The organism is Aquibacillus rhizosphaerae (genome assembly GCF_030282825.1).
In the GTDB taxonomy this organism is placed as follows: domain Bacteria; phylum Bacillota; class Bacilli; order Bacillales; family Amphibacillaceae; genus Aquibacillus_C; species Aquibacillus_C rhizosphaerae.
The window spans coordinates 95,894-108,286 of sequence record NZ_JASTZU010000058.1; the positions used below are offsets into that span (position 1 = coordinate 95,894).

At 33.0% G+C, this 12,393-nt stretch carries 7 protein-coding genes and 1 riboswitch; of the genes, 1 reads left to right on the top strand and 6 read right to left on the bottom strand.

Annotated elements, in window-relative coordinates:
* Positions 1–13: 13 nt before the first annotated feature.
* The 5 genes from nirB to QQS35_RS17570 all read right to left on the bottom strand — a co-directional run bounded on the left by nirB (position 14) and on the right by QQS35_RS17570 (position 11,173).
* Positions 14–2,431: a nitrite reductase large subunit NirB gene (nirB, locus tag QQS35_RS17550; RefSeq protein WP_285933529.1), complete on the bottom strand. Its 2,418-nt coding sequence runs from the start codon at positions 2,429–2,431 to the stop codon at positions 14–16.
* A gap of 172 nt (positions 2,432–2,603) precedes the next feature.
* Complete coding sequence (locus QQS35_RS17555) at positions 2,604–2,762, bottom strand: hypothetical protein (protein ID WP_285933530.1); 159 nt, start codon at positions 2,760–2,762, stop codon at positions 2,604–2,606.
* A gap of 29 nt (positions 2,763–2,791) precedes the next feature.
* Positions 2,792–5,470 (bottom strand): EAL domain-containing protein, encoded by a 2,679-nt coding sequence (locus QQS35_RS17560; RefSeq protein WP_285933531.1) that lies wholly within the window; start codon positions 5,468–5,470, stop codon positions 2,792–2,794.
* A 139-nt stretch (positions 5,471–5,609) separates the two neighbouring features.
* A riboswitch (cyclic di-GMP riboswitch) is annotated at positions 5,610–5,692 on the bottom strand.
* Between the two features lie 89 nt (positions 5,693–5,781).
* Positions 5,782–8,742: a sensor domain-containing protein gene (locus QQS35_RS17565; RefSeq protein WP_285933532.1), complete on the bottom strand. Its 2,961-nt coding sequence runs from the start codon at positions 8,740–8,742 to the stop codon at positions 5,782–5,784.
* 265 nt (positions 8,743–9,007) lie between these two features.
* Positions 9,008–11,173 carry a type IA DNA topoisomerase gene (locus QQS35_RS17570; RefSeq protein WP_285933533.1) on the bottom strand — a complete coding sequence of 722 codons (2,166 nt, stop codon included), beginning with the start codon at positions 11,171–11,173 and terminating at the stop codon, positions 9,008–9,010.
* Positions 11,174–11,581: 408 nt separating this feature from the next.
* Between QQS35_RS17570 and QQS35_RS17575 the strand changes: the two genes are divergently transcribed.
* Positions 11,582–11,746, top strand: coding sequence for a hypothetical protein (locus tag QQS35_RS17575; protein WP_285933534.1), 165 nt, complete (start codon positions 11,582–11,584; stop codon positions 11,744–11,746).
* 67 nt (positions 11,747–11,813) lie between these two features.
* Here QQS35_RS17575 and QQS35_RS17580 read toward each other — a convergent pair whose 3' ends face one another.
* Positions 11,814–12,026, bottom strand: a complete 213-nt coding sequence (locus tag QQS35_RS17580) for a hypothetical protein (RefSeq protein WP_285933535.1) — start codon at positions 12,024–12,026, stop codon at positions 11,814–11,816.
* Positions 12,027–12,393: the final 367 nt, after the last annotated feature.

The window sequence follows — 12,393 nt, forward strand, 5'->3', positions numbered from 1 at the left end:
TCCCCCTGTTTATTTATTTCGAAGCTGTTGGTACATTTACTTTTTCATACAGTTCTTTTAATAATGTTTCATTTTTAATTGCTTCGCCCCATGGTTCTTGAACAGCAGATAATGCTAGATCCATTCTTTCATTTAATTCATCACGTTTCTTTTTATCATCTACAACTACTTCTTTCACATGGTCAATTCCTACACGCTCAACCCAAGCAGAAGTTCTTTCCAAGTAATTAGCAGTTTCTCTGTAATATTGTAAATAAGCTCCTACAATTTCCATTAATTCTTCGCTTGTTTTCACTTTACATAGTAGATCGGCCTTTCTTAAGTGTGTACCTCCATTACCAGCTACATGAATTTCCCACACGCCGTCTAAACCAATTACACCTACGTCTTTCACACCACCTTCAGCACAGTTTCTTGGACATGCAGATACACTCATTTTAATTTTATGTGGTGTATTTAATCCTTCAAACTTTTTCTCAAGATCAATTCCCATTCCAACCGAATCTTGGGTACCAAATCGACAGAAATTTGCACCCACACATGTTTTAACTGTACGTAGACCTTTTGCATAGGCACTACCAGATGGCATATCAAGGTCTGCCCAAATGCTTGGTAAATCTTGTTTTTGAATACCTAGTAAATCAATTCGTTGACCACCAGTTAATTTGATCATCCCAACTTCATATTTATCTGCGACATCAGCAATTTTTCTCAAGTCTTTGGAATTTGTTACTCCGCCATACATTCTTGGTACAACAGAATAAGTACCATCTTTTTGAATGTTAGCGTGCATTCTTTCATTAACGAAACGAGATTCTTTTTCATCCTCGTACTCTATCGGATTAAGCATACCCATGTAGTAATTTAGAGCTGGTTTGCATTTAGAGCAACCTTCCTCTGTTTTCCAACCTAGCACATTCATTACTTCACGTGTATGCGTTAAACCTTTATCTTTTATTTCAGCAATTACTTCATCTTTAGTTAATGTTGTACACCCACAAATAGATTCTTCTTGATTATCTGCATAATCATCACCTAAGGTGTACTCTAGTAAATCAGAGACAAGAGATTTACAAGTTCCACAAGAACGGGATGCGTTTGTACAACCTTTTACCTGCTCTACTGTAGTTAAACTATCATTCTTAATGGCATCAACGATTGTACCTTTAGAGACACCATTACAACCACAAATTATTTCATCATCCGGCATTCCGGCAACTAAATCAACACCAGATTCTTCACTCTGTCCAGCATCTAGATACTCTTCTACATTTGCCCCTTTTTTAATAAAACTTAGTAGACGGTTACCATCCTTTGTATCACCGAATAAAACGGCACCAGCTAATTTTCCTTCATCTACAATTAATTTCTTATACGTTCCACGCCATTCATCAAATACTTTAATTGCTTTCGAACTTTTATCCTCATTAATTTTACCGGTTGAGAATACGTCAACGCCAGATACTTTTAATTGTGTAGAAAGTACAGATCCTTGATAACCCTGTTCAGCATCTACTCCGCATATGCGCTTCGCTAAAGCCTGACCTTGTTCATATAATGGAGCCACTAATCCGTACACCATTTGTCTGTGTTCAGCACATTCACCAACTGCGTAAATGTTCGGTACGTCCGTCTCCATAAAGTCATTAACAACAATCCCACGATTTACTTCAATTCCATTTTCTTTGGCTAACGCTATGTTTGGTTTTATTCCAACCGCCATAACAACTAAGTCTGCGGCAATTTTTCCGCCATCGTTGAACTTTAGCCCCGTTACATGTTTCTTACCAGTTATTTCAGCTGTTTGTTTTTCTAAAAGGAAATTCATACCTTGTGCTTCTAATTCCTTTTGAAGCAGTTCACCTGCAGCTCTATCTAATTGACGTTCCATTAAGAAGTCAGATAAGTGAATAACATCTACATCCATTCCTAAGTTAAGCAAGCCACGAGCAGCTTCAAGTCCTAGTAAACCTCCACCAATTACAGCAGCTCTTTTATGTTTCTTTGAGTAATCAATCATCTTTTCACAATCTTTTATGTCACGAAATGCTGTAACACCCTCTTTATCAGCACCAGGTAAAGGTAACATAAATGGGTTAGACCCTGTTGCAATTATTAACTGATCATAAGCCTCTTCGCGGTCTTTATCTGTATATACAATTTGTTTTTGTTTATCAATCTTCATTACTGTTTCACCAGGATAAAGACGAATATTATTGTCCTCATACCATTGCCACTCATTTAATGTTATATCACTTACATCTGTATCACCCTGTAACACTTTAGAAAGTTGAATTCGATTATAGTTAGGATATGGTTCACTTCCAAACACGGTTATATCAAAATCATTTGGCTTAAGTTTTAATATTTCCTCGATTGCTCTAATTCCTGCCATCCCGTTCCCAATAAGGATTAATTTTTGCTTAGGCATGTAATAACCCCTCCAAATAGCTTAATTTTCTGAAAACTTATTCTATCTACTATATAACCAGATTTAAATGAGGTATTCAATTTACTTGTTAGATAACCTAACAAGACTTATTTTTACGTTTCTTGCCAATTTAATGCCCTAATACGAGTAATTAATTCTTGGATGAGTTTAGTTAAAACAACCATGAAAGCGCATTCTTTAATTCGAGCTTTTTCTTCTCTTTTTTCTCCAAAAAATGATCCAAAAGAACTAGTGGTGTTTTTTTGCCAATCTCACTGCTAAATACAATATAAATCGATTCAATATAACAACAAAAAGGCAACCTACTCATCGTAGCTTGCCTCCCTTGAACCTATATGCTTAATGTATTTTAAGCGCAGAATCCTGTAGAATCTTATTTATTTCATCTACAGGAAGTGGTTTACTAAAATAAAAACCTTGCATAAGATGACAGTTTAATTTATTTAACTTGTTTAACTGTGTTACTGTTTCTACCCCTTCAATGACTATAATATAATTTAACGCATTCCCCAAGGTTACTAAAGAAGATAGTACAGCTTCGTTTGCAGAACCATAACCAATTTTGTCAATAAATTCTTTTGCTATTTTAATGGTATCAATTGGTAATGAGGTTAAGTAAGACAAAGAAGAGTAGCCTGTTCCAAAATCATCTAACGCGATTAACACGCCAAGTTCTTTTAATTCATAAAGCTTATCAATAGCAATATCCATATTATTGATCGCTATCGCTTCTGTAATTTCAATTACCAAATAACTTGGATCTAAATCATATTGATGAAGAACTTCTTTCACTTTTAATACTAAGTCATTTTTGTGATAAAACTGTTGTGGTGAAATATTAACTGCTACTTTCATTTTATACCCTAATTTATGCCAATCTTTTAGTTGTTTACACGCCTGTTCTAAAACCCACTCATTAATAGCAAATATATGGCCAGTAGCTTCGGCAAGTGGTATAAATTCGCCTGGAGAAACTAACCCAAACTCTGGATGATTCCACCGAACTAAAGCCTCTACCCCTAAAATACTACCTGTGTTCGTTTCATACTGTGGTTGATAGTAAACCTCTAACTGGTTATTTTCTAACACGGTATGAATATCTTTTTCTATCGTTAAACGTTTAAATGATTTTTCATCACTTAACGAGTGATATATTCTAAAGTCATTTTTCCCTTGATATTTTGCTCTATACATTGCCATATCTGCATTTTTCAATAAAGATTTAATACTTTTTGCATCCTTTGGATAGGTCGATATGCCAATACTTGGTGTAACAGAAACACGGTGGTTACTAACAAAATAATGCTTATTCAACTTTGTTAGTATTAACTCTGCCCGCTCTCGTATCTCCTGTTCACTTTTAATATCCTGTAATAAAATTATAAATTCATCGCCGCCTTGTCTTGCTACAACATCTCTTGTTGAAATAGATGCGTTTAATCGTTGGGCAACTTCGATTAATATGAGATCACCGATGTCATGTCCTAATGTGTCATTAATACTCTTAAAGTGATCTAGGTCAATAAAAAATACAGATAACATACTATTTTTAGCTTGCGCACAATTAAAAGCCTTTTCTAATAATTGATCAAAATACCGCCGATTAGGTAACTCTGTTAAGGGATCATGATTTGCCAAATAACTTACCTTTTGTTCATTTACTTTTAATGATGTAATGTTTTTTGCAATACCAAACACACCTTTAACTGTTTCAGTTTCAAAAATCGGTATAAATGTTATATGTAAATACATTTCCATTCCACTAAAATCAGTGTACGACACTTCAGTCGTTGATGTCACACCTGTTTTTGCTTTATTAAAACTACCCATCACATCTGATTTTAATCCAGTAGGAAGAATTGCAAAAAGTGTCTCATTTATTAACGTTTCATCATATGTACCAAAATACATTTTACATTTAGGATTAATTGTTTGGAAGTTACCATCTAAATCAAGTGAGAATACAGCATCTGTATGATAGTCAAACAAAGAACGATAGCGTTGTTCATTAATTAAGAGCTGTTTAGTTTGTTGATTATTTTTTTCTAATAATTGTTTATTAACTATAATGGTAGCAAATTGACGTGATATGATTAGTAAGATGGCCACAATAGCACCTAATACAATTGAAAAGTCACGATAAAACAAAAGGAAAATACAAAGAGCCAAAACACATAAGTAAGGAAGAATCAGTTTAAATGTACTTTTAGACTCCTCTAATTCCTCTTTACTAACCTTAATAATAGATTGGACATTAACCTTTGATCTTTGTAAACCAGCAAAACCAATTAATAAATAAGATAATAAGTACAGCGGATCAATCAAACTCCATGAAGAATATCCATCTAATAATTGCAAATATAAGTAAATAGAATCAGTAATAACTAATATAAAAAAACCAGCAAAAATTAAAAATAAACTATTCTTCTTAAGACTATCGGATGAATCTAAGTAGGTGCTAATTGCAAGGATCATTAGGAGTAAATCACCTAACGGATAACCGATAGCTAAAGCTAAAAAACCACCCGTGTAATCAGAGGAATGAATAAACGGATAAATAATATAATGCCAACTGAACGTTGTAACAACAGTCAAAATGATTAATATGTCTATTAAGTAACGAAACAAAGCAGAATTTTGCTTTTCTTTTACCACTTTATATATGAAAGCGCTTAAAAATAAAATATACTGAAAAAGAAAGAAAATATCAGCCACTCCAGGAAATGGAATTGGTACTTCAAAATAAACATCATATATATCCCATACTACTTGGGCAAAGAAACAACTAATATATGCTGCTGATAATAGTAACCAAAATGGCTTTTCAATTTGAACACTCTTTTTATAAGCAAGAAATAGCCCTGTCGCAGCTACAAGTGGCACCATAGAGTAAATAAACTCTCCTAGAAAAATGAAAATTCCTTGTTCATTTTTAAATACAATCAAATATGCATAGGAGATTATTATAAATAATACAATCCACATGACTCGAAGTTTTATTTGCTTCTTTCTAACCACTTTTCCACCGGCCCTCTTACTCCAATAAATATTAGGGATACTAGTATTGGATTCTATGTTTTTCTTTTTACCAAACTTTTAATATGCAAAGAAAGCTACCCTTGCATCAAGGATAGCGAGTAACCATAGATATCTGTAAAATGGCAACTCGGCTGTCATTGCTAACGCTTTAGACCCGAAGCTTTGCGTCTTCACCTTTCGATGAATTTGCCTGTTTCATTTATAAATTATAGTTCTTTATAACCATAATAGCATAATAATAGAAAACAAGCACCTCAGAATAGTGAGGTGCTACCGAACAATCCGGATTTTTAGTTATTGATTAACTTTAAGTACTGAACTTTATCCTCCGTTACAAAATCGCTATTAGGTAAGATTGGATTCTTAGCTAGCAGCCTAGATAACTTAGGAAATAATCGTTCTAATTTTACATTTTCGTTCTCTTCAAATATAAATACTAATTCATATTCATATAGATTATCTACTTCTTGACTCCAAACAATGTAGCCTTTTAAAAATAATTCATCACCTAAAATAGTTGTGGTAAAATGGTAAATAAAATCATCACGCACAGGTAGATTAATTGTCGATAGAAATCTAAGTTGAACAGGAGTAACCTTTTCAACCAAAACTTTAGTTTTACCTAATTGGACGTTTTTACCTTTTATTGAAATCAAAGACATCACAGCACTTAAAGGAAATGTAAATGAAATTGCACTTTTATGTTGTAAAATATTTTCCTCTAAAACGTTGCTACTATTCGGTTGCAAGACTTTAGATTGTAAAACAGTCTGAAATTCATGATCAGGTAACGGCTTACTAAATAAATACCCTTGAATTTCATGACAATGATATCCTTTTAGAATTTCAAGTTGAATAGCTGTTTCTACACCTTCTGCTACAACTCGTTTTTTTAGACCTTTAGCTAACTGAATCACAGCACTAATAATCGTTTGGTCACTAACATCATCTACGATATTATCAATAAATGATTTATCTATTTTAATTGTATCAATCGGATAGTCTTTTAAGTAACTTAATGATGAATAACCAGTTCCAAAATCATCTAAAGCAATCCGAACTCCCAGCGCTTTTAATGTTTGTAATCCCTCGCTAATCGTCTCTTGATAATGAATCAGTGAACTTTCAGTAATTTCCAATTCTATCAATGCTGGATCTACTTTTGATTTATTTAGGATTTTTTTGATAATCGCCAACCAATCATTTCTCAAAAAACTTTGAGCAGAAATATTTATAGAAATCGGAACAGAAGGCAGCCCTTTGTGTTCCCATCTCACAATGTACATACATACTTGTTCCATGACCCAATCACCAATTTCAGAAATAAAACCACTTTCCTCTGCAAGTGGGATGAATTCCTTCGGAGAAATAACGCCCCAATCTGAATGTTCCCAGCGCACTAATGCCTCTGCACTAACTATTTTGCCCGTATTAGCTTCAACTCTCGGCTGAAATACAAGGAATAGTTCTTTAGCTGCAATGGATTTCCTAAGATCTTTCTCCATCGTATACAACTTATAAGCTGCAACATTAAGTGAGGGAGCATAAATCTGATATGTGTTTCTGCCTTTGTCTCGCGCTCGGTGTAAAGCTGCACTTGCATTTCTTCTCAAAGCATTTGCTGTATCGGCATCTTCTGGATATTGAATTATCCCTACACTAGTAGTCACAAATAATTCAAACTCATCTACTGAAAATGCTTCTTTTACAACATCCATGATTGTTTCTGTTAATTGGATTGGGTATCCAGGCTCATAATTCCAAAGTAGGATCGCAAACTCATCCCCACTTATCCGTGAAAACAAAGTGTCATTTGGGAGTATAAGACTTATCCGCTTAGCAAATTCTTTTAATAAGCTATCACCAATCTTGTGGCCAAGTGTGTCATTGATTGCTTTAAAACGATCTACATTTAAATTCAACAAAGCTAACGAGGTATTTCCATTTAAAGATTGTCTTAACAATGATTCTATCGTTTCATCCAGCATACGTTGGTTGGGTAGATCTGTTAAATAATCGTGATATGCTAAATGTTTAATTATTTTTTCTGATTCTTTATACGAAGTAACATTCGTTATTATTCCATCAATCCGGAATAGTTTATTTTCTTTATTTAAAACTGGAATTGTTTGATCTTGAACCCAGATAATTTCACCATTTTCTTGAACAATACGATACTCGTGATATAACGTATTCCCTTGACTTAATTTAGGTTGACGACTAACAAATTCGTTTTGATCGTCTGGATGAATAATAGCTATCCAATCTGCTAATGTCGTAAATGATGAGGAGGGAACTCCAGATAATATTTCGACACCTTGGGAAACGAGTATAAAGGACTTTTTCAATACATCAAAAGACCATATTCCCACTTCTAAGTTATCATAAATATTTTTGAATCGTGCTTCGCTTTCTTTGAGCTCAATCTCAGCTCTTTTTCGTTCCGAAATATCTTGAATCGTTCCAATCACACGAAACGGATTTTGATTACTATCTGTAATTAGTTTTGCCTGATCGTGAACATAAATAACAGTTTCATCTTTAAGAAGAAACCTATATTCCATATCGTATCCTTGCTTGTTATTTATCGCATTTTCAAATTTCAACTTATAATATTCACGATCATCAGGGTGTAAAAAATGAAGAATTTTATTAGCTGATGGAACAAAATCCTTTTCATGCTTTATTCCTAGGAGTTGATAAAGTTGCTCTGACCAATACACCTTATCTTCTAATATGTCATAATCCCAGCTTCCAATTTTCGCTAATCTTTGTGCCATTTCTAAACTATTTCTGATCTTTATTAACTCTTTCTCAGTATCTTTATTGGAAGTTATATCCTTAGCAATTCCATATACACCTATAACCCCTAATTCTTGATTTAGGATTGGAATGTATGTAATATCTACATCTACATGATGTCCTTTTTTATGAACGATTACTGCCTCATAGTTTTGTGCAACACCCCTTAAAGCTTCCCGAAAAAAGTGTTCTCTGCTACTCTGAGATTCTTCACTAAAATTATCACTAAAATTTTTATATACTTCTTTATCGCTGTATCCGAATATGTTTCTGGTAGCCGCGTTAAAGTTAATGACGTTTCCTTGTATATCTAGACGAAACACAGAATCTGGATGGTTATTGTATAAATCATCGAACGTTTGCTTATGAAATAGCTTATTATAATCAATATGGTTGCTATTGGCCTTGTCCATTATTCTATTTTTGTTTTTACGAAAGAAGTTAACCATCTTCAAGCCCCCATCCATAAAATAGCTTGTTTCCCGTTACAAATAATGACAAATTACGACTTCATTATATATTACCACATTTTCATTAAGAAATGCTCGAAGCACCTTCACTAGACAAACCATTGTTCTGAAAGGTGACTTTCTATATATTATTCCTTTGGATAGGCGCCTCCAATTTTTGCTTTCTTAGCTGTCATTAAAAAATCACAGCATATCCTGTGATCTAGGCTAAACTTTTTATTTTCAATCTTACCTTTTAAAGTTACTACTTTTTAAACTCCATTTTCCAACTAAAATAAGCATTATCATCATTTTTCTGATAGCGTAGATAAGCGTTAAATTTATTCCCTTTTTTACTTGTTAGTCCCTTTACAAATACGACATCATCTTTTAACAGATTTTTAACCATTGTTTTTGTTGGTTTCTTTTTCAGTGCAGCTAGAAACTTATCATTCTTCCAAATTACAAATTTACATCCCGATTTCCAATTGCTACACCCAAAACCTTTTGCACCTTCAATAATAGCATTCTGGCACATCGGACATTTCCCTAGTACTTCACGTGTATTTGGTTGTACATTAAGTTGATTGATAATTACAGTTTCTTCCTTTTTAATAGTAGCTACTGACTCCGCAGTAAATGAAAACACAAAATTTAAAAACTCTTGCTTGCTAATATTGCTTTTCTCAATATCAGCTAACGTCTTCTCAAGTCTTCCTGTAAATTCTAAATCAAATAATTGTTTGACAGGGAACGTTTCAACTAACTTTTTACCCACTTCTGTACACAAAAGATTTTTATTTTGACTTTCAATATAGCCAACATCTTTCAATTTCTTTATCGTTTCTGCCCTTGTTGCCGGAGTCCCTATACTAAAGCCTGTTAAAATAGCTCCAAGCATTTCTTCTCCGTCTGAATCTGAATCCTTTACTGTTTTCCCACATGTTTCCATTACTCTTAAAAGTGTTTTTTCTGTATGATATTTCGGTGGCTTTGTCACATGGGAAGTAACCTCAGAATCGGAAACCAATACACCTTCATTCATTTCTACAAAAGGAAGTAACGTATCTTTTGATTGAATTCTTTCTACTTTCTTCCAACCTTCCACCAATTGGACCTTACCTTTTGATATAAATGTTCCCTTTAGGGTTTCTTCATCCAAACTTGTTTCTAATTTTGTTTCTTCATACTCAGCAATCGGCATAAATTGCATAATCAATCGATTTTTAATAGCGTTATAAACTATTTCTTGATCCGAGCTCAATCTACTCGGCTTCATATATGTGGGTGTGATTGCACTATGACTCTCTACTTTAGCATTATTAAACACACGTTTTGTTTTCATAAATTTCAGTTCACTTTTGTAAGGAAAGTTTTCCGTAATTACTTCTAGAACTTTTGCTGTTTTTCCTACGAGACTCTCTTCAAGTGCCATACTAGAAGTTCTTGGATATGTAATCAATTTTTTCTCATACAAGGTTTGAGCAACCTTAAGCACCTTATCTGAAGTCCAACCTTTATACTTGCTAGTCACATGACCTTGTAAATTAGACAAATTAAATAACAATGGTGGAAACTCTTTTTTACTTTCTACTTGCTTGTCAATAACCGTCGCATTATTTTTATTAAGGGTAGCTTTAATAGCTTCTAACTGTTCAATACTCTTAAATTTCTCTTGTCTATTTTCCACATAGCTCCCTTGATATTTCTCTTCTTTCTTTGTTTCAAAGGTTGCTATTAACTTATAATAATTATCTGGAACAAAGGTCGCAATTTCTTTATCTCGATCATAAATAATTTTTAAAGTTGGTAATAAGACACGACCAATATTTAAAGCCTTTCCTTTACCTTTTTGATATTTCAATGTTGCCACAGATGTTAAGTTAATTCCAATTACCCAATCAGCCCATTGCCGACTAATCCCAGCGTCGCTTAGCGGTTTCATCTCATCATTAGCTTTAAGATTTTTTAATCCCTCAAGCACTCCTGTTTGCGTCCATTCATTAAGTAACAAACGGAATACCTTTTTATCTGTTTGAATATAGTCAATGATACTATCTCCAATAATCTGCCCTTCTCGGTCATAGTCACAAGCAGAAATAATTGAACTCACATCTTTCCTACTCGTTAAATACTTAATCATCTTTAGCTGTTTATTTACACCAGCATCTATCTGTTCTCTATTTCTTGGATTACTTTTAACTTTATATTTAAAATCAGATGGAATAAATGGAAAATTTTCCATTTTCCACCGAGCCATTTTGCCATCATAATCTTTTGCATCATACAACTGTAACAAATGTCCAAATGCCCAAGTAATAATATAGTTATTCCCTTCAAAATAACCGTCTCTCTTTTGCTTAATCTTTAAAGCGTCAGCAATATTTTTGGCAACTGACGGTTTCTCTGCAAGTATAACGGTAACACTCATATTGATTCTCTCCTATTTTCTATCTGTCTAGTTTCTTTAACTTCACATAAGGATGATAGCTTATATTATATCATCGACGTTCTTAATACGCTTGTTAGGAAAAATCCAATTAACATTAAAATTCGTAATTAAATAGTATTTCATCGATTTCATTTGTGATTTCACGCAAAAAATACGAATGAAAATTAAATATACGCTCATCGATTATTGTTACTTCCTTCTTCGGAATATTTTAGTCCAATATTTTGATGATTAAAATTTCGGTAGACAGAATTTCAATTTTGCTTTCCAAATTGTTGTTATTGCTATCTCATTTTATAAATATGCACTAAATAAATAATAAAAATAATCTCGAACAATATTTTAAAGCTATTTAGGGATCCTAATCACGAATGGAGGGATAGGCAAATGGATTCAAAGAAAAAACAACCAAAAGCAGACGAAAAAGTAGCACCTGGAGTTGATCCTGATGAATCATTTGGAGAGGATGCAAAACAATCTGAAATAAAAGCGGATGACTATACAACCGTTACAAGACTAACTTATGATGAGTACGATGCTAGTGAAAAGTAAACTTACTATTCATTAAACAAGGAACATTTTTTCGTTGATGTTCCTTGTTTAGTCCTGATTACTCGTATTATTTTATAATCGTTAGCCACCATATGAAAAGACTTAGGAAAACAGCAAATCCTAAGATTACATTTTTAATACCATACGGTATACGATTTGGTATAAATCGTAGAGATAAGCCTACAATTAAACCCGTACTTAACATATACAAAATCGCATAAAGAAGCATACCAAGCAAATTATCTATCGGTAATGTCATAGATTCTATTATAAAGTCCATCATTTCACCTCTTAAAGAAAACGTTTCATAAAGTTATCTATTATATATTTATTAATCACCTAATCTATTTTATAGAATAAACCATAAAAATTCCATTTAATTTTTAAAAAACTTGGTTGTTTTTACAAATAGAAGAAAGAATCATAGGATAACACTATCTTTACAGTTAAAAAGAATCAGAATATGAACCATCACTTAAAATAAGATTAAGTATTTCCTTTATAAATGCACGAGTAATTTTGATTTGGTAAAGGCTATTTACCTGAACATTGTTGTTGCTTTACAACCATCGAACTTGATACAAAGTTTGCACTAAGTATTCTTAACATTTATGCAATTCTAATCTGTCGTAATATTGACTGACTGC

What these genes read in the sequence shown, in the direction of transcription:
- nirB (WP_285933529.1), bottom strand. Translation starts at nt 2,431, where the DNA reads ATGCCTAAGCAAAAATTAATCCTTATTGGGAACGGGATGGCAGGAATT.
- QQS35_RS17555 (WP_285933530.1), bottom strand. Translation starts at nt 2,762, where the DNA reads ATGAGTAGGTTGCCTTTTTGTTGTTATATTGAATCGATTTATATTGTA.
- QQS35_RS17565 (WP_285933532.1), bottom strand. Translation starts at nt 8,742, where the DNA reads ATGGTTAACTTCTTTCGTAAAAACAAAAATAGAATAATGGACAAGGCC.
- QQS35_RS17570 (WP_285933533.1), bottom strand. Translation starts at nt 11,173, where the DNA reads ATGAGTGTTACCGTTATACTTGCAGAGAAACCGTCAGTTGCCAAAAAT.
- QQS35_RS17575 (WP_285933534.1), top strand. Translation starts at nt 11,582, where the DNA reads ATGGATTCAAAGAAAAAACAACCAAAAGCAGACGAAAAAGTAGCACCT.
- QQS35_RS17580 (WP_285933535.1), bottom strand. Translation starts at nt 12,026, where the DNA reads ATGGACTTTATAATAGAATCTATGACATTACCGATAGATAATTTGCTT.